Genomic DNA, 18,816 nt, shown 5'->3' with positions numbered 1-18,816 from the left:
GAGCGGGCTTGCTCGCGAAAGCGGTGGATCAGCTTGCATAGATGTTGAATGTTGAGCCGCATTCGTCGGAACGCCGCCCGGAGCAAGCCCGCTCCCACAAGGGTTCTGTGCAGTTGTTGAAATTTTGGCAACACCCGAATTCGCAGCCCGGGCTCAACCCCCGATCTGCAATAACTTGAATAGCCGCCGCCGCTACGGCAGGCTGGCACGATTAACGACCCTCAACCGGGAGAGACACACACAATGGCACTTATCAGCATGCGCCAGATGCTGGACCACGCAGCCGAGTTCGGCTACGGCGTTCCAGCCTTCAACGTCAACAACCTTGAGCAGATGCGCGCCATCATGGAAGCCGCTGACAAGACTGACTCCCCGGTGATCGTCCAGGCTTCGGCCGGTGCTCGCAAATACGCCGGTGCACCGTTCCTGCGTCACCTGATCCTGGCGGCAATCGAAGAATTCCCGCACATCCCGGTGTGCATGCACCAGGACCACGGCACCAGCCCTGACGTCTGCCAGCGCTCCATCCAGTTGGGCTTCAGCTCGGTGATGATGGACGGTTCCCTGGGCGAAGACGGCAAGACCCCGACCGACTACGACTACAACGTGCGTGTCACCCAGCAGACCGTGGCCATGGCTCACGCCTGCGGTGTTTCGGTAGAAGGCGAACTGGGTTGCCTGGGTTCGCTGGAAACCGGCATGGCCGGTGAAGAAGACGGCATCGGTGCCGAAGGCGTTCTGGACCACAGCCAGATGCTGACCGACCCGGAAGAAGCCGCTGACTTCGTAAAACGTACTCAGGTGGATGCCCTGGCCATCGCCATCGGTACCAGCCACGGCGCGTACAAGTTCACCAAGCCGCCTACCGGCGACGTGCTGGCCATCGACCGCATCAAGGAAATCCACAAGCGCATTCCGAACACTCACCTGGTGATGCACGGTTCGTCTTCGGTTCCGCAAGAGTGGCTGGCGATCATCAACCAGTACGGTGGCGACATCAAGGAAACCTACGGCGTACCGGTTGAAGAAATCGTCGAAGGCATCAAGCACGGCGTGCGCAAGGTCAACATCGACACCGACCTGCGTCTGGCGTCCACCGGCGCAATGCGTCGCCTGATGGCCACCAACCCGAGCGAGTTCGACCCACGTAAATTCTTCGGCGCCACCGTCACCGCCATGCGCGACGTGTGCATCGCTCGCTACGAAGCCTTCGGCACTGCCGGCAACGCTTCGAAGATCAAGGCGATCTCGCTGGAAGGCATGTATCAGCGTTACCTGAAAGGTGAGTTGAACGCCAAGGTCAACTAAGACCGGGCGTTAAGCTGCACAAATAAAGAACCCGCCGCGAGGCGGGTTTTTTGTGGGCGATGATCCATCGTCGACGCGGTCAGTGTGGGAGCGGGCTTGCTCGCGAAAGCGTTGTGTCATTCAACATCAATGTCGCCTGACATTACGCCTTCGCGAGCAAGCCCGCTCCCACAGGGTCAACGGTGCCCGACATCATTGATTGTGATCGATATCCAGCTTGCTGAAGGTCACTTTCCCGCCTTCGGTGGTGTACCCGGTGTTGTCCTGCACATAGACCCCGGCCTTGAAGTACAGCGGCTTGTCGCGCCAGGTTGTGCTGATTTGCGTATCCCACTGATAACCTGCCGCGCTGATGCCCAAGGCCCCGCCGGGGCTGAGGTGGATGAGGTAGTTGAACTCCTGGTCGAGTTTCACCCCAGTCGCAACGACGATCACCCGGCCTGTATCGTCATCGGGATGCATCCGGACCTTGGCGACAATATTGCCGGTGGCCGTACTGGTTTTGTATTGGTACTCGACCTTCACCAGAGGTTTCTGGCTTTGATAGGCATGGATCTGGCCGATGACGATTTTCCCGGAGCTCGGTACCTGGTTCACTGCCAGCGTGGCATACAACAAATTGTCGGCCTGCGGGTAATACCAGTTTTTCAACGTGCCGTTGCTGTAGGTTTCACGTAATTCGGTGCGCGGATAAATCGCGTTTTCGGTACGGGAACCGGTCACGGGCGTCCAGAAAAACAATGTGCCGGTGTCGGAATGGAAGTATTGATCCTTGAAGCCATCCACCAGTTTGGCGGTTTCGACGGTGTACGGCGGGCTGCCAACGGGAACGCTGAGGTTCCAGGTTGCGAGATCGATCATGTCGGTTCTTCCACTGGGTTCATGCTGCACGGGCGTGCCAGAAGCTCTAGATCGCGCCTTTTGGGCGGCCTTTATAATCGTAGCGGGTTATTTTGTTAACGCTCGTCTGACGGGTGGTTGACGTCAACATCCTGTCTAAATGCCATCTTTCCCGGTTTTATGGGGCTGAACCATCGACCGTTAGTCGGCTAAAAGTCACAATAGTGAATGCTGGCTCACTGATACCTTCTGCTTTTGCAGAACCGGGTCTAGAGTGAAGGCACAGTATTTGGCCGGTTTTCACGAGAAACCAGCCTGACGCCCCGCAATTAGAGAAGCAGCATGGAATGCGCGCAACCCACGCCAGTAGAAGGCGGCTCAACCCTTTTAGTCGTAGACGATTACCCTGAAAACCTGATCAGCATGCGCGCGTTGTTACAGCGCCAGGGCTGGCGAGTCATTACTGCCACCTCGGGATTCGAGGCCCTCGGCTTGTTGCTTGAACACGATATCGACCTGGTGCTGCTGGACGTGCAGATGCCGGGCATGGACGGTTATGAAGTGGCGCGCCTGATGCGCGGTAGCCAGCGGACCCGCCTCACGCCGATCATTTTCCTGACCGCCAATGAACAGTCCCAGGACGCGGTCATCAAGGGCTATGCCAGCGGTGCGGTGGATTACCTGTTCAAGCCGTTCGACCCGCAGATCTTCACGCCCAAGGTCCAGGCGTTGCTCGAACACCAGCGCAACCGCCGGGCTTTGCAGCGCTTGAGTCATGATCTGGAATCCGCCCGGGCCTTTAATGCATCGGTGCTGGATAACGCGGCCGAAGGCATTCTGGTGTTGGGTGAGGACGGCCTGATTCGTTTTGCCAATCCGGCGATGTCGCGGCTGCTCAATGCCCCGGTGCAGGAACTGCAAGGCAAGGAGTTTCTGGACTATCTGCAAAAGCCACATGTCCCGGTCTGGGCCGATTCAGAGTTTTTCACGGGCTACAAACGTGGCGAAACCTTGCGCCTGCACGATGCTCTGCTGCGTACGACGCGTGGCCAGCAGGTGCCGGTGGCCTTGTCCTGTGCGCCATTGCCTGCCGAGCAACATGCAATGGTCGTGACCGTGCTGGACATGTCGGTGGTGCGTCATTTGCATCAGCAACTGGAGTTTCAGGCGGTCACCGATCCGCTGACCGGATTGCTCAACCGCCGCGGTTTCTACCAGACCGTAGAGAACCTGTTGTTGCGCGGTGAGCGTTCCGACAGTTCCTGGGTCTTGATGTATCTGGACCTCGACGGCTTCAAGCGCGTCAATGATTCGCTCGGGCACGATGCCGGCGATCGGGTGCTGCGCTGGGTCTCCGAACAATTGAAGGCTTGCTTGCGGCCCTTCGACATTCTGGCGCGGATGGGCGGCGATGAATTCACCGCGCTGCTGGATCTGGAGTTTCCCGAGCAAGCGGCGAAGATTGCCGAAAAGCTCATCGAGCGCGTGTCGATCTGTCAGCAGGTCGACGGCCTCGATATCGCCCTGGGTGCCAGTATCGGCATTGCTACGTTCCCCGATTGTGGTGCCAATCTCGACGGGATGCTGCGGGCGGCCGACATCGCCATGTACGAAGCCAAGCGTGCCGGTCGTCAGCAATACCGCTTCTACGATCACGAAATGAACGGTCGGGCGCGCTCGCGGCTGATGCTTGAAGAAAGTGTGAGCACGGCCATCGAGAACCGGGATTTCAACCTGGTGTATCAGCCTCAGGTTGCGATTGCGAACGGGCGGATTCGTGGCTTCGAGGCCCTGCTGCGCTGGCAGCATCCGAGCGTAGGCGACGTGCCGCCGGGGCTGTTTTTGCCATTGCTGGAAGAGGCGCGGCTGATCAGTCGTCTGGGCAGCTGGATCTACCACCGCAGCGCCGGGCAGCGTAAAGCCTGGGAAAGCCTGTTCACCGAGGATCTGGTGCTCGGCGTCAGCTTGAGCAGTACACAGTTCGGCATGCCCAATCTGGCCACCGAACTGCGCCAGGTGCTGGAGCGCCATGGCTTGCAACCGCGTCATCTGGAGGTCGAGATCACGGAAGAGGCCTTGACGCATCGCCCCGAGGAAACCCGCAAGCAGTTACGCCTGTTGCACAATCTGGGCGTACGAGTGGCATTGGATGACTTCGGGGCCGGCCCGTGCTCCCTGTCGCACCTGCGCGACCTGGAGCTGGACACCCTCAAGCTCGACCGCCATTTGATAGCCCGGTTGCCGGACTCGGCACGGGATGCGGCGCTGGTGCGCAGTGTGATCGACCTGTGCAAACAGTTCGGGGTGCTGGTGATTGCCGAAGGGGTGGAAACCATCGCGCAGTATGAATGGCTGCGGGCCAACGGCTGCGAATATGTGCAAGGCTTTCTGGTGGCCCGGCCGATGATGGCCGAGGACGCCGGGGTCTTTGTCCAGCCGTTTGACTGGAGCGCGCTGCCCCGCTGAATTCGCTACACTGGCGACCTTTCAGTGACCTGTATTGCCGCCCCGATGACCGTGTTGAAATATCTCCAGGCCTATCCCGCCACCTTGCAGGATCAGGTGCGCCAGCTGATCGCCGACGGTCGGCTGGGCGATTACCTGAGCCAGCGTTACCCGCAAAAGCACGGTGTGCAGAGCGACAAGGCGCTGTACACCTATGCCCTGGACCTCAAGCAGGAATACCTGCGTAATGCTCCTGCCATCGACAAGGTGCTGTTCGACAATCGCCTGGACCTCACTCACCGTGCCCTTGGCCTGCACACCACGATCTCCCGGGTGCAAGGCGGCAAGCTCAAGGCCAAGAAGGAAATCCGCATCGCTTCGCTGTTCAAGGAAGCGCCTTGCGAGTTCCTGAAAATGATCGTGGTGCATGAGCTGGCGCACTTCAAGGAATCGGACCACAACAAGGCTTTCTACAAACTGTGCGAGCACATGCTGCCGGGGTATCACCAGGTGGAGTTCGATGTGCGGGTGTACCTGACGTGGCGGGATCTGTAGGTGCTGCCGCAGGCTGCGATCTTTTAAGGAGCAATGGATGGACGTGAGCAAGACCAAGAGCAGCTTCTATCGCCGTTTGTATGTGGCGTACCTGATCGACAGCGGACTGGCCTGCAGCGTCCCGGCGCTCACCGAAGTGACCGGCATGCCCCGGCGCACGGCGCAGGACACCATCGCGGCGTTGGCGGATCTGGATATCGTCTGTGAATTCGAGCAGGAAGAGGGCGCGCGCAACCATGCGGGACGCTATCGGATTCGCGAGTGGGGTGCGATTGATCGTGGCTGGATCGAGCGTAATCTGCGGCAGATCAAGGCGGTGCTGGAGTATCCCTGAAATCTTTCAGTGGTTTGACTGACGCCTTCGCGGGCAAGCCCGCTCCCACAGGGGACCGCATTCCAGTGTGGGAGCGGGCTTGCTCGCGAAGAGGCCCTTACGGACGACGCATGCCAATGTGTGGAATGCCATCTTCGACAAACTCGTCACCCGTCACAAAAAACCCGTACCGCCCGTAATACCCCTGCAAATGTGTCTGGGCTGAGAGGTAGATCGGCGTTTCCGGCCAGCGTTCTTCAATCTGCTTTAACGCCTGGTCCATCAATGCATGTCCAAGCCCGGCTCCTCGTGCGTGTGGAGCAATGATCACCCGACCGATCACTACGTCCCCGCCTTGCAGTTCCGGGTCGAGCAGCCGCAGATAGGCCACCAGTTGATTGCTGTCCCAGGCCATCAAGTGGCAAGTGTCACCTTCCAGGTCCTGGCCATCCACGTCTTGATAAGCGCATTGTTGCTCGACGACGAACACTTGCGCGCGCAACTGCAAAATGGCGTACAGCTGCTCCTTGCCCAGGTCGCTGTGATGTTTGCAGATCCAATCGACTGTCATGTTTTGATTCCCTGAAAACGTTGTTCCGATACTAAGCGCACTCACGCCAGAAGTCTTTATGGCGGGAGAATCTGTGACAAAGGCCAAAATGCCATCATTCATTTCTCGCGTGGATGTCTTCTTTGTGTAATCTGGATCGAAGCGCTGTGCTGTGGCTTCGATGAGCTAATGTTGAGTACCCGGGTATTGCCGGATCAGGGGCCTTGGGGTTTTGGCTGAAAACACGTCGGGCAATCGCCCGCTAAGGATTTTTCTAGCATGCCGCGATTGCATCGAGCTTTTGCCTTGATTGGATTGCTGTTGCTGGTTCAGGGGGCAGCGGCAGAAAAACTGCGGTTGGTCGCTGATGCCTGGCCACCCTTTACCGATGCCACGCTCATCAATGGTGGTCTGGCCACGGACATTGTCAGTACCGCGCTCGCCAGGGCTGGCTATGCCAGCGAGTTTGAACAAGTGCCCTGGGCGCGGGCCTTGATGGGGTTGGGTGAGGGCCGATATGACGTGCTGGTCAACGCCTGGTACACCGAGGAGCGGACAAGACTCGGCCAGTTTTCCGGCGAATACCTGCTCAATCGCGTACGTTTTCTCAAGCGTAAGGACGCGCCCATCGAATTCCATAACCTGCAGCAATTGCACACTTATCCGATTGCCATCGTGCGCGGTTACGCCTATTCGCCCGGGTTCGACAACGATGACTCGTTGCAGAAAGTCCCCGTGCACAGCTTCGCCATGGCCGTGCGTATGGTTGCTGCCGACCGGGTCAAACTGACACTGGAAGATGAGTACGTCGCCCGCTATTACCTGGCCCGGGAGTCACCCAAGGTACGAAACGCCGTGGAATTCCTGCCCAAGGCCTTGAGCGAGAACAGCCTGCATATTCTGGTCAGCCTGAAGAACCCGCAGCATGAGCAGATCGTTGCCGGGTTCGACCGGGAGATTGCGGCGATGAAGGCGGATGGCAGTTATGAAAAATTGATGAAGCAGCATGGGATGTGAGTGGGGTGTGCCAGTTTCTGTGTTGATGCTGATGACCCCATCGCGAGCAAGCTCGCTCCCACAGGGGGTCTGTGAGCGATGTAAATCCAGTGTGGGAGCGAGCTTGCTCGCGATGAGGGCCGCTCAGACAGCACAGATCTCAATCCTCACCGCTGTCCTTGATCAGATGCGCCGCCAGTGTCCGCAACGGCCCGAGCTGCCGACAGATCAATGCCAACTGCGTCTGCACCAGCCGCTGGCCTTCATCGATTTCATCCGGCATCTGTTCCAGCTCATTGGCCAGTGCTTCTTCTTCATCGCTCTGGATCGCAATCGAAGCCTTGCTCGCCAGCCCCTGGGCGATCTCGTCGATGCTGGCAGCCAGTTTCACCCCGGCCCCCTCGATCAACTGTTCACGCACGTCTGCCGGCAGTTGGGTTTCCCGGTGCGCTCCCAGGCCTGAGAGGTAACTGAGCAGCGTGTGCGACAGCACCAGGAAGCGGAAGCCCACGTCCGCTTCTTTTCGGAAATGCCCCGGCTCCATCAGCATATTGGCCAGCGTGGTCGACAGCGCCGCGTCGGCGTTGTGCGCGTTGCGGCGGGCCAGGCGGTAGGCCAGGTCGTCGCTTTTGCCCGCTGCGTACTGCTGCATGATCTGGCGCAGGTAAATGCTGTTGCAGGCCAGGGTGTTGGCCAGCACTTTGTTCAGGCGCCGGCCCTGCCAGTCCGGCAGGAACAGGAACACCGCCAGCCCGGCGATCAGGCTGCCGAGCAAGGTATCGAACAGCCGTGGCAGGAACAGTCCATAACCGTCACCCACCTGGTTGAAGCAGAACAGTACCATCAAGGTAATTGCCGCTGTCGCCAGGGTGTAGCGGGTGGTGCGGTTGGTAAAGAACACCACCCCGGCGGCAATGGCGAAGCACGACTGGATCAGCGGGTTCGGAAACAGGTCGAACAGCGCCCAGGCCAACGTCAGGCCGATGGCGGTGCCAATGATCCGTTGACCGAGTTTGCGGCGAGTGGCGCCGTAGTTCGGTTGGCAGACGAACAGCGTCGTGAGGATGATCCAGTAGCCCTGGGACGGGTGAATCAAATGCACCATGGCGTAGCCGATGCTCAACGCCAGGGGCAATCGCAGGGCATGACGGAACAGCAACGAGGTCGGTGTCAGCTGCGTGCGCAGGCGAACCCACACGTCCTTGAGGTTGCGGGGCGAACGGTCGAGCAAGCTGCTGTCGGTGGCGTCGGCCAGGGCGTCGGGGTTGCTGGCATCGCTGAGCAAGCGGTCGAGGGTGCCGAGGTTGGCCGCCAGTGCCCGCAGCGAACGCAGCAGGCCGCGCCAGGCCGGGTTGCTCTGGATGCGCAGGTGTTCGAGAGAGGCATCCAGATCGCTGAGGGCCTCGGTGAAACTGGCGTCATAGGTGAACGGTTGACGCATCTGGATCGATTCGGCCAGGGCACGGCAGGCTTTGCCTTGCTGACGCAACAGGCGTTGGCAGCGGAACATGACGTCACTGTGGAAAAACGCTTCTGCGAGTGCGTTGTACGGATAGTGTGAAGAGCTGGCGCGTTCGTGGATGTCCTGGGCGAGGAAGTACAGTTTCAGGTAGCGGCTGACCTTCGACCCCGGGCGCCCGTTGCCGACCCGGTGCAGGATGATTTCCTTGGCGGCATTCAGTGCCGCCACCACTCGACCGTTCTGCTGGGCCAGTTCCAGGCGCCGCGCCTCCACGTCCATCTGCCGGATCGGCTCGAACAGCGAAGATTTCAGCTTCAGGTAATAGCCCAGCTCGCGGAACAGCCGCGCCAGGCTCTGTTGTACCGGCTGATTGGAAAACAGTGCCTGCCACAACACCGACAGCAAGCCATACCAGGCGGCACCGGCCACCAGCAGCACCGGCTCGTGCCAGACGTCGGTCACCGCGCCGCCACGCTGGTCCACGCCGATCATGGTGTAGACCGACAGGATCAAGGTTGCCGAAGCAATCGCGCCATAGCGCTCGCCGAGAGCGCCGAGCATGGTCAGGCAGAACGCGGCCAGGGCGAAAGCGATGATAAACAGCGAGGGGTAGGGGAAGAGCAGTTCGACGGACAGGGCGGCAACCGCGAAACACACCAGCGTCACCGCCAGCGCGTTGAGACGGCCCTGCCAACTGTCGTCGGTCTCGGCCAGGGCACTGGCGATAATCCCCAGGAACAGCGGGATCAGCAGGCCCATTTCGTCCTGATACCAACACAGCGCCATGGTGCCGGTCAGGGCAATGAATACCCTTACGCTGTAGCTGAATTTATCCAGCGCCCAAAGGCGCCGCAGAGACTGGCGGAACGAAGTCGATGACATGAAGTGCGAAGGCCTTCCGAGGCAATGACGCTAAATTGAGCCACTAATGACGCCGACGCAATGGCGCCGATCACATCAGACAGCAAAATCTGTTCCTTTGAGCATTGGTGATCTGGGTTGATCACAAGTTTTGTGGCTGGCCGAGAAACCTGTGGGAGCGAGCTTGCTCGCGATGAGGCCATAACATTCAACAGAGATGTTGACTGATAGGCCGCCTTCGCGAGCAAGCCCGCTCCCACATTTTGATTTGTGTTTGTCAGACGTACTGCGCCGCGGCGTAACCGGAGGCCCAGGCCCACTGGAAGTTGAATCCGCCCAGATGCCCGGTGACGTCCAGCACTTCACCGATGAAATACAGGCCCGGGCTTTTCAGTGATTCCATGGTCTTGGACGACACTTCATTGGTATTGACACCGCCCAGTGTCACCTCGGCGGTGCGATAACCTTCGGTGCCCGCCGGCACGACTTTCCAGCTCGCCAGTTTCTCGGCGATGTCAGCCAGTTCCGCGTGGGTGTACTGCTTCATCGGTTTGGAGACGAACCAGTTGTCCGCCAGCAGGTTGGCCATCTTCTTGGTGAAGATTTCACCGAGCAGGGTTTTCAGCTCGCTGTTGGGGCGTTCGGCCTGTTGCTGTTGCAGCCAGCCCGGCACGTCGTGATCCGGCATCAGGTTGATCTCGACGGTATCGCCGGACTCCCAGAACGACGAAATCTGCAAAATCGCCGGGCCGCTGAGGCCGCGGTGGGTAAACAGGATGTTCTCGCGGAAGCTCTGGTCGTTGCAGCTCACCAGGCAATCCACCGAGGTACCGGACAACTCGGTGCACAACACCTTGAGCTGATCGGTGATGGTGAATGGCACCAGACCGGCGCGGGTCGGCAGCAGCTCGTGGCCGAACTGCCTGGCCACCTGGTAACCGAAGCCGGTGGCGCCCAGCGTCGGGATCGACAGGCCGCCGGTAGCGATCACCAGGGATTCGCAGGTGATCTGGTCGAGGGTCGTGTCCAGCAAATAGCCCTTCTCAAGCTTTTCGATGGTCTGGATAGAAGTGTCCAGGTGCAGGCTGACGCCGACCTGATCGCACTCGCTCAGCAGCATTTCGAGGATGTCGCTGGATTTGTTATCGCAAAACAGCTGGCCGAGTTTTTTCTCGTGGTACGGCACGCCGTGCTTGGCCACCATGCCGATGAAATCCCATTGGGTGTAACGGGCCAGGGCGGATTTACAGAAGTGCGCGTTCTGCGAGAGGAAATTGCCCGGTTCTGTGTACATGTTGGTGAAATTGCAGCGGCCACCGCCCGACATCAGGATTTTCTTGCCGGCCTTGTTGGCATGGTCGAGCAGCAACACCTTGCGCCCGCGCCCGGCGGCGGTCAGTGCACACATCAACCCTGCGGCGCCAGCGCCAATGATCACGACTTCGGTAGAGCGCAAAACGGTGTCCTCTTGATGACTCACCACAAAACAAACCTGTAGGAGCGAGCCTGCTCGCGATGGACGTCAACGATAACGCGGGGTGTCTGATACCCAGCGGTGTTCTGTCGTCCATCGCGAGCAGGCTCGCTCCTACAGGGGGCGATGCGTTTTTACAGGATGCGCACGCGCAACGAACGGCCCTTGATCTTGCCGTCGTTCAAGCGCTGCAAGGCTTGCTTGGCGACGCCGCGCTCCACGGCCACATAGGCCTGGAAGTCGAAAATCGCGATCTTGCCGACCTGGGCGCCGGGGATGCCGGCGTCACCGGTCAGTGCGCCAAGAATGTCGCCCGGACGGACCTTGTCCTTGCGGCCGCCAGCGATGCACAGGGTGCTCATCTGCGGCAACAGCGGACCACCGCCCTTGGAGGTGAGGTTGTCCACCTGATCCCAGGTCAGCGGTGTTTTCTGCAATTGTTCGATGGCTTGTGCACGCTGTGCTTCGGACGGTGCCACCAGGCTGATCGCCAGGCCTTTCTCGCCGGCGCGGCCGGTACGGCCGACGCGGTGGATGTGGATTTCCGAATCGCGGGCCAGCTCGACGTTGATCACCATGTCCAGGGAATCGATGTCCAGGCCACGGGCAGCAACGTCGGTGGCGACCAGTACCGAAGTACTGCGGTTGGCGAACATCGCCAGCACCTGGTCGCGGTCGCGCTGTTCCAGATCACCGTGCAGGCCAACGGCGGAGATGCCTTTGGCGGTCAGGTGATCGACGGTTTCCTGAACCTGCTGCTTGGTGAAGCAGAAGGCTACGCAGGACGCCGGGCGGAAGTGGCCAAGCACCTTGGTCACCGCACTCATGCGGTCATCCGGGGAAATTTCGTAGAAGCGCTGCTCGATCTGCGTGTCGTCGTGGAACGCTTCGGCCTTCACTTGCTGCGGGTTGCGCATGAACTTCGAGGCCAGCTGCTTGATGCCCACCGGGTAGGTCGCGGAGAACAACAGGGTCTGGCGACGCTCCGGGGCCTGCATGATGATTTCTTCGATGGAATCGTAGAAACCCATGTCGAGCATGCGGTCGGCTTCGTCGAGGATCAGGGTGTTGAGGCCGTGAAGGACCAGCGAGCCCTTGCGCAGGTGCTGCTGGATGCGCCCCGGCGTGCCGACGATGATGTGCGCGCCGTGCTCCAGCGAAGCGATCTGCGGGCCGAGGGACACGCCGCCGCACAGGGTCAGGACCTTGATGTTGTCTTCGGCACGGGCCAGGCGACGGATTTCCTTGGCGACCTGGTCGGCCAGCTCGCGGGTCGGGCACAGGATCAGTGCCTGGCAACCGAAGTAACGCGGATTGATCGGGTTCAGCAGGCCGATGCCGAAGGCCGCGGTCTTGCCGCTGCCGGTCTTGGCCTGGGCGATCAGGTCCATCCCTTTGAGGATCACCGGCAAGCTTTGCGCCTGGATCGGCGTCATCTGGGCATAACCGAGGGATTCGAGGTTAGCCAGCATGGCGGCAGACAGCGGCAAAGTATTAAATTCGGTGGCGATGGTGGTCACGGGACTGGCCTGCAAAACAAAATGTCGCGCAGTGTACCAGTCCGATGGCCATTCGCCCTAAGGCTCGATGTGTTCTTCCGGACGTTTAACTCGCCGTCCGTCATTTTTTGACAGTTGCGAGAAGATTGTAGCGGCCAGCATCGCCATGATTCCCACGGTCACGAAGGTCAATTGGAATGCCCCCAGGACCGTGTCCACGCCATCATTGCCAATCTCCGCCGTAAAGCCGCCGAGCAACGCACCGGCACAGGCAACGCCCAGGCTCAGGGACAATTGCGCGACCACCGACAGCAGGCTGTTGCCGCTGCTGGCGCTGGCGTCGTCGAGGTCGATCAGGGTCACGGTGTTCATCGCGGTGAACTGCAGGGAGTTGATCGCGCCAAGAATCGCCAGCAGGCACAGCAGCAGCCAATACGGCGTCTGCTCGCTGACCAGGCCCATGCTCGCCAGCATGATGCCCAATGCCAGGGTGTTGCCGGTCAGCACGATGCGATAACCCAAACGCTCGATCAGCGGCCGGGCCACCCACTTGGCGATCATCGCCGCAGCGGCCAGCGGCAGCATGCTCATCCCGGCCTGGGACGGCGAGTAGCCCAGCGCCACTTGCAGCAGCAACGGCACCAGAAAGGGCAGGGCGCCGCTGCCGAGGCGGGCAAACAGGTTGCCGAGAATGCCCACGGCAAAGGTCCGGGTCTTGAACAGCGACGGCGCGAACAACGGGTTTTCGATATGCCCCGCGCGCAACCAGTACGCCGCCAGGCACGCCATGCCGCCGAATAGCAGCAACATTACCCGCAGGTGCGGCAGGTGCAACTCGCCCAGGCCTTCCATGGCGATGGTGATCAGAATCATCGCTGCGCCGAACAGTACGAAGCCCAGGCTGTCGAAACGGGTGCGCTCGGAACCGCGCAGGTCCGGGATGAATTTCCACACGGCGTAGCATCCCACCAGCCCCACCGGCAGGTTGATCAGGAAGATCCAGTGCCAGGTCAGGTACTGCACCATCCAGCCGCCCATGGTCGGACCGATCAAGGGGCCGAGCAGCCCGGGAATGGTGATGAAGCCCATGATCCGCACCAGTTCCGAACGCGGGTAGGCGCGCAGCACCACCAGCCGCCCGACCGGCAGCATCAACGCCCCGCCCAGGCCCTGGATCACCCGGGCGCCGATCAGCAGGCTCAGGCTGCTCGACAATGCGCAGAGCAACGAGCCGAGACTGAACAGCAGGATTGCACTGAAGAAGATCTTCCTGGTGCCAAAACGATCGGCGATCCAGCCCGAAGCGGGAATCAGCAAGGCGACCGTGAGCATGTAGGCAATGATCACCCCCTGCATGCGCAATGGGTCTTCGGCCAGGTCGCGGGCCATGGCCGGCAGGGCGGTGTTGAGGATCGTCCCGTCGAGGGACTGCATGAAGAAGGCAATGGCGACGACCCAGGGTATCCAGCGGGCGGTGACAGCGTCGAGAGGCGGGCGGTTGGGCATGGGACCTCTTGTCAGTGTGAGCTTTACTCCGTTCCTGTAGGAGCGAGCTTGCTCGCGATGAATGTGAAGGCGATGCATTTTTCCAGGCAGCACGCGTCATCGTTCACGACCATCGCGAGCAAGCTCGCTCCTACAGGGGCATGCGTTTTTACAGTGTCAACGTTAGTCGGCTGACCAACGCCCCCGGCAACAACGCCGAAGCCGTCGCCCGCTGGCTGTAGGTGCTCGCCGACAGCAACAACTCCCGCTCCTCGGTCAACGCTTCCAGCCGCGAACCGAGCAGGCTGAAGGCACTGTCATCAAAGCGCATGGTGTTGACCGGTGCCTGAATCTCGCCGTTCTCGACCCAGAAAGTGGCGAAGCGGGTCATGCCGGTCAGGCGCGCGGCCGGTTGATCCGAAAAGTTGAGGTACCACAGGTTGCTGATGTACAGCCCCGTACCCAACTGCTTGAGGATGTCCGCGTCAGGCAATGCCCCGGCTTTCATGTTCAGCGCACTCGGGGATTCACCGCCGCTGGCGCCGTTGGCGGTCAAACCGTATTCCGCGGCGCTGCGCGAACTGACCAGTTGTGCCCCGGCCTTGCCATTGACGATCAACCCCAGGTCACTGCGCGGATAACCTTCGTCGGAAAACGCCGGGCTCAGTGAACCGCTGACTTTTTCGTCCAGCGAGACCAGCGGGCTGAATGCGCTGTCGCCACCGTAGAGCCTTTGCAGCGGGCTGCTTTTGCTGGCAATCGACTGTGCCGAGAAACCACCCCAGCACAGCATGCCCATGATTTCTTCCAGCGCCGCCGGTGCCAGGTAAGCGCGGTACTGGCCGGGCGCCAAAGTGCGTAGCGGCCGTCCCAGAAACTCAAGTTGCTCGCGGGCTTGCTCGAAGCGTTTGGCAAAGCCCTCGCTGTTCCAGTCCTGCCCGGCATAGCTGGCCTTTACCGCCTGGCCGTTCTCGTGGAACAGGCTGAAGTCGAAATTGAAACTGTTGGCCTGATGCCAGCCGAAGGCGCCCGAAGAACTGGCAAAACCACGACTGATCGGTCCGGCAGCGTAGAAACCGACAAGATCCAGGCCTTCGGCGGCCTGGGTGATTTGCGCGACCACCTGTTCGGTGTCCGGCAGCGGTTGGGCCTGTACGTTGTTGCTCTGCCAGCCATTGTGGTTGAGCAGCAGATACGGGTCCGCAGGTAGCAGCGGCAAGGTGTCGCGCAGCTGTTGCAGACCTTCGTTCAAACGTTGCAGGTCAATCTGGGGATCGCCGGCCAGAGTGATTTGCAGATCGGCATGGCGGCCTTCGTTGATCAGTTTCAGGCCGATGCTCGCCTGCTGCACCTGACCGGCCTGACGCACCTTGGCGTGGTTGAAACGTATGAAGGCCGAGGATTCGGCGGCGTAGCTGAGGGTGAACTGTTCGGGCTCGTGAAGCGCTGCACGCAGGCTGTTGACCAGCGCTTTGAACGATGCGGACTGGCTGATTGACGGATGCATCAGGCGTCTCCTCCGAATACATCAACGTTACTGAACACGCAGGCCGGTGACGCGTGGCCGACGCGGATCACCTGGTTCGGCTCGCCCTTGCCGCAGTTCGGTGTGCCGAGGACCTTGAAGGTACTGGCATCACCGACGGCGCTGAGGCTTTTCCAGAACTGCGCGGAGATGCCCCTGTAATTGGGATTTTTTACCACGCCTTTGAGTTCGCCGTTTTCGATCAGTTGGCCCCATTCGCAGCCGAACTGGAATTTATTGCGGGCATCGTCGATCGACCAGGAACGGTTGGTCGACATCAGCACGCCGTGTTCGATACCGCCGATCAGCTGCTCGATGGACTGATCGCCCGGCTCGATGTTGAGGTTGGCCATGCGATCGATCGGCGGACGATTCCAGCCGCAGGCGCGGCTGTTGGCGACGCCGTCCATGCCGGCCCGGAATTGCGACAACGCACCGCCCAGCGGGCGCAGCAACAGGCCTTCGCGGATCAGGAACTGTTTGCTGGCGGGCGTGCCGTCGTCGTCATGGCCGTAGCTGGCGAGCTCCTCGGGAATGTCCGGGTCGAAGGTCACATTGAGCAGGCCGGAGCCGTATTGCAGTCGGCCGAAATCTTCGGCTTTGACGAAACTGGTGCCAGCGTAATTGCGCTCGTCACCCAGAATGCGGTCCAGCTCCAGCGGATGGCCGATGGATTCATGGATTTGCAGCATCATCTGGTCGGGCATCAGCAGCAGGTCGCGCTTGCCCTGCGGCGCGTTCGGCGCCAGCAGCAGTTGCAGCGCCTGATCAGCCACCTGGGCACCGGCACCGATCAGGCCACAGCGGCTGATGACGTCCGCCGCGCCTTGCTGGCCGAAGTTCTCGCGACCGAGGCTGCGGGTCTGGCTGTCGTTGCCGTCGTAGGCCGTGACATCCAGGCCAGGGTACACAAAGCGTTGGGCCTGGCGCAGTTCGGCACCGGCGCTATTGAGGTAAATCTGCTCGACGTGAGTGATGCCGAGGCTGACCTGCCAGTTCACCAGACGCTCGTCCCTGGGCACGGCGGCCGACTCGGCGCCGAGCAGTTGGTAGCAGTCGCTCAGGGACGGGAAGGGCTGGTCGAGGTTCGGCGAAAAATAATCGGCACGGTCGCTGGAAACAGCCTGTTCACGCAGGTCCAGCAAGGCGTGGGGCTTGAGTCGACGGGCCTGGAGTTCGGCGCGCTCGAGGGCGGCCTGCAGGCCTTGTTGCGACAGATCGTTGGTCGCCGCATAGGCCTCGACGCCGTTGACCCGCACGGTCAGCATCGCCCCTTCGTCACGGCTCAGGCTCGGCGGTTCGGCGATGTTCTTGCGCACCGACAGGTACTGCCCGGATTCGCGCACATAACGCAGGGAAAAGAATTCAGCACCCGTGCGCAAGGCAGCGAAGCGCTGCTTGAGCTGGGGGTAGAAATCGAACATTCGTGAACCTCCTGGTTATGGAGTGGCGATGGCGCGGTGCTGCGAGGGGAAGGGGTGAAACGATTGCGTGGCGCTAGATTAGGCCTGCGAGGGGGGAGGATCAAGTTTGGATCGGATTTGCGAGTGATTGCCGGAGGAGAGGTATTGCCTGGCCGGGCCCCTTCGCGAGTAAGCCCGCTCCCACACTGGATCTTCAGTACATCCAGATCAAATGTGGGAGCGGGCTTGCTCGCGAAGGCCGCACCGCAATTTAACGGTTGTTAAGCGATCTGGCTCACTTCCCGCACCGGCTTGCCCTTCACCGGTGCGCCACCGGCCACATAGTAAGTGGCTGTGCTGCGTGGCAATGGCTTGCGACCACGGATCTTGTCGGCGATTTTCTCGGCCATCATGATCGTGGGTGCGTTCAGGTTGCCGGTGGTGATGATCGGCATGATCGAGGCATCGACCACCCGCAGGCCTTGCATGCCATGCACGCGACCTTCGCCATCGACCACGGCCATGTCGTCGGTGCCCATCTTGCACGAGCAGGACGGGTGGAACGCGGTTTCGGCGTGTTCGCGGATGAACTTGTCCAGTTGCTCGTCGGTTTGCACCTCGATGCCCGGGCTGATCTCGCGACCACGGAAGGCGTCCAGCGCCGGCTGTTGCATGATTTCACGGGTCAGGCGGATGCCGTCGCGGAACTCCTGCCAGTCCTGCTCGGTGGCCATGTAGTTGAACAGGATGCTCGGGTGCTGGCGTGGGTCCTTGGACTTGGCCTGGATGCGCCCACGGCTTGGCGAACGCATGGAGCCCATGTGCGCCTGGAAGCCGTGCTCTTTCACACCGTTGCTGCCGTTGTAGTTAATCGCCACCGGCAGGAAGTGGTACTGAATGTTCGGCCATTCGAATTCCGGACGGGTGCGGATGAAGCCGCCGGCTTCGAACTGGTTGCTGGCGCCGATGCCGGTGCCGTTGAACAGCCACTCGGCACCGATGGCCGGCTGGTTGTGCAGGAGCAGCGACGGGTACAGCGAGACTGGCTGGGTGCAAGCGTATTGCAGGTACAGCTCAAGGTGATCCTGCAGGTTTTCACCGACGCCCGGCAGGTCGTGGACCACCGGAATGTCGAGTTTTTTCAGCAGCTCGGCCGGGCCGACGCCGGAGCGTTGCAGGATCTGCGGCGAAGCGATGGCGCCGGAGCACAGCAGCACTTCCTTGCGTGCTTTGACGTCAACGCGCTCTTCAGCGTCGCCGACCAGGTAACGCACGCCGACCGCACGCTTGCCTTCGAACAGGATCTTGTCGGTCAGGGCGTGGGTGACGATGGTCAGGGTCGAACGCTTCTTGGCCACGTCCAGGTAACCACGGGCGGTGGAGGCACGACGACCTTTCGGTGTCACGGTGCGGTCCATCGGGCCGAAGCCTTCCTGCTGGTAGCCGTTCAAGTCTTCGGTGCGCGGGTAACCGGCTTGCACGCCGGCTTCAACCATGGCGTGGAACAGCGGGTTGTTGCCGGCTTTCGGCGTGGTCACGCTGACCGGGCCTTCGCCACCGTGGTAGTCGTTCGGGCCGATGTCACGGGTTTCCGCCTTGCGGAAATAGGGCAGGCAGTCGAGGTACGACCAGTCTTCCAGGCCTGGCAGTTTCGCCCAGCCGTCGTAGTCCATGGCGTTGCCGCGGATGTAGCACATGCCGTTGATCAGCGAAGAACCGCCCAGGCCTTTGCCGCGACCGCACTCCATGCGACGCCCGTCCATGTGTGGCTCTGGATCGGTTTCGTAGGCCCAGTTGTAGCGACGGCCCTGCAGCGGGAACGCCAGGGCGGCCGGCATTTGTGTGCGGAAGTCGAAACGGTAGTCCGGGCCGCCGGCTTCGAGCAGCAGGACGGTGACGCCTGCGTCTTCGGTCAAACGGGTCGCCAGGGTGTTACCGGCCGAGCCGGCACCGATGATGATGTAGTCGAATTCTTGGGACATAGGCCCTCCGGGAGTTTCTAGCTGCAAGCTTCAAGCTGCAAGAGAGAGCAGCGAGCGGTGCTGAGATGGAGCGGCAAACCAATCTGCTTTTACTTGCAGCTTGAAGCTTGCCGCTTGT

At 60.8% G+C, this 18,816-nt stretch carries 14 protein-coding genes; 5 read left to right on the top strand and 9 right to left on the bottom strand.

Going from position 1 to position 18,816, the window contains the following annotated elements; translation table 11 throughout:
* Positions 1-243: 243 nt before the first annotated feature.
* Positions 244-1,308 carry a class II fructose-bisphosphate aldolase gene (gene fba / locus BSF40_RS03965; RefSeq protein ID WP_007981624.1) on the top strand — a complete coding sequence of 355 codons (1,065 nt, stop codon included), beginning with the start codon at positions 244-246 and terminating at the stop codon, positions 1,306-1,308.
* A gap of 192 nt (positions 1,309-1,500) precedes the next feature.
* Here fba and BSF40_RS03955 read toward each other — a convergent pair whose 3' ends face one another.
* Positions 1,501-2,169, bottom strand: coding sequence for a polysaccharide lyase family 7 protein (locus tag BSF40_RS03955; protein ID WP_095964163.1), 669 nt, complete (start codon positions 2,167-2,169; stop codon positions 1,501-1,503).
* A gap of 321 nt (positions 2,170-2,490) precedes the next feature.
* Here BSF40_RS03955 and BSF40_RS03950 point away from each other — a divergent pair, with 321 nt between their 5' ends.
* The 3 genes from BSF40_RS03950 to BSF40_RS03940 are packed head-to-tail and all read left to right on the top strand — an operon-like array spanning position 2,491 to position 5,482.
* Complete coding sequence (locus BSF40_RS03950) at positions 2,491-4,614, top strand: bifunctional diguanylate cyclase/phosphodiesterase (protein ID WP_095964162.1); 2,124 nt, start codon at positions 2,491-2,493, stop codon at positions 4,612-4,614.
* A gap of 45 nt (positions 4,615-4,659) precedes the next feature.
* A complete protein-coding gene (locus tag BSF40_RS03945; RefSeq protein WP_095964161.1) occupies positions 4,660-5,148 on the top strand; it encodes a YgjP-like metallopeptidase domain-containing protein in 489 nt (162 codons plus the stop codon).
* A 37-nt stretch (positions 5,149-5,185) separates the two neighbouring features.
* Positions 5,186-5,482, top strand: a complete 297-nt coding sequence (locus BSF40_RS03940; protein ID WP_095964160.1) for a helix-turn-helix domain-containing protein — start codon at positions 5,186-5,188, stop codon at positions 5,480-5,482.
* A 97-nt stretch (positions 5,483-5,579) separates the two neighbouring features.
* Here BSF40_RS03940 and BSF40_RS03935 read toward each other — a convergent pair whose 3' ends face one another.
* A complete protein-coding gene (locus BSF40_RS03935; protein WP_095964159.1) occupies positions 5,580-6,032 on the bottom strand; it encodes a GNAT family N-acetyltransferase in 453 nt (150 codons plus the stop codon).
* Positions 6,033-6,290: 258 nt separating this feature from the next.
* Between BSF40_RS03935 and BSF40_RS03930 the strand changes: the two genes are divergently transcribed.
* Positions 6,291-7,028 (top strand): ABC transporter substrate-binding protein, encoded by a 738-nt coding sequence (locus BSF40_RS03930; RefSeq protein WP_095964158.1) that lies wholly within the window; start codon positions 6,291-6,293, stop codon positions 7,026-7,028.
* Between the two features lie 139 nt (positions 7,029-7,167).
* On the opposite strand, the gene yccS is transcribed toward BSF40_RS03930, so the two are convergent.
* The 7 genes from yccS to betA all read right to left on the bottom strand — a co-directional run bounded on the left by yccS (position 7,168) and on the right by betA (position 18,698).
* Positions 7,168-9,351, bottom strand: coding sequence for a YccS family putative transporter (yccS, locus tag BSF40_RS03925; RefSeq protein ID WP_095964157.1), 2,184 nt, complete (start codon positions 9,349-9,351; stop codon positions 7,168-7,170).
* A gap of 256 nt (positions 9,352-9,607) precedes the next feature.
* Positions 9,608-10,786: an NAD(P)/FAD-dependent oxidoreductase gene (locus BSF40_RS03920; RefSeq protein ID WP_095964156.1), complete on the bottom strand. Its 1,179-nt coding sequence runs from the start codon at positions 10,784-10,786 to the stop codon at positions 9,608-9,610.
* A gap of 152 nt (positions 10,787-10,938) precedes the next feature.
* Positions 10,939-12,276, bottom strand: coding sequence for an ATP-dependent RNA helicase DbpA (gene dbpA, locus BSF40_RS03915; protein ID WP_238540823.1), 1,338 nt, complete (start codon positions 12,274-12,276; stop codon positions 10,939-10,941).
* Between the two features lie 105 nt (positions 12,277-12,381).
* Complete coding sequence (gene mdtD / locus BSF40_RS03910) at positions 12,382-13,809, bottom strand: multidrug transporter subunit MdtD (protein ID WP_015097157.1); 1,428 nt, start codon at positions 13,807-13,809, stop codon at positions 12,382-12,384.
* Between the two features lie 148 nt (positions 13,810-13,957).
* On the bottom strand, positions 13,958-15,295 hold the full coding sequence (locus tag BSF40_RS03905) for a TldD/PmbA family protein (RefSeq protein WP_095964155.1): 1,338 nt from the start codon (positions 15,293-15,295) through the stop codon (positions 13,958-13,960).
* Entirely contained in the window at positions 15,295-16,737 is a 1,443-nt protein-coding gene (locus BSF40_RS03900) for a TldD/PmbA family protein (RefSeq protein WP_095964154.1), read from the bottom strand. The genes BSF40_RS03905 and BSF40_RS03900 overlap by 1 nt, the downstream gene beginning before the upstream one ends.
* A gap of 260 nt (positions 16,738-16,997) precedes the next feature.
* Entirely contained in the window at positions 16,998-18,698 is a 1,701-nt protein-coding gene (betA, locus tag BSF40_RS03895; protein ID WP_095964153.1) for a choline dehydrogenase, read from the bottom strand.
* Positions 18,699-18,816: the final 118 nt, after the last annotated feature.

This window comes from Pseudomonas sp. ACN5 (genome assembly GCF_002303975.1).
GTDB lineage: Bacteria > Pseudomonadota > Gammaproteobacteria > Pseudomonadales > Pseudomonadaceae > Aquipseudomonas > Aquipseudomonas laurylsulfatiphila.
The sequence above is the reverse complement of the archived record's forward strand: the minus strand, read 5'-3'. Positions and strand labels throughout refer to the sequence as shown.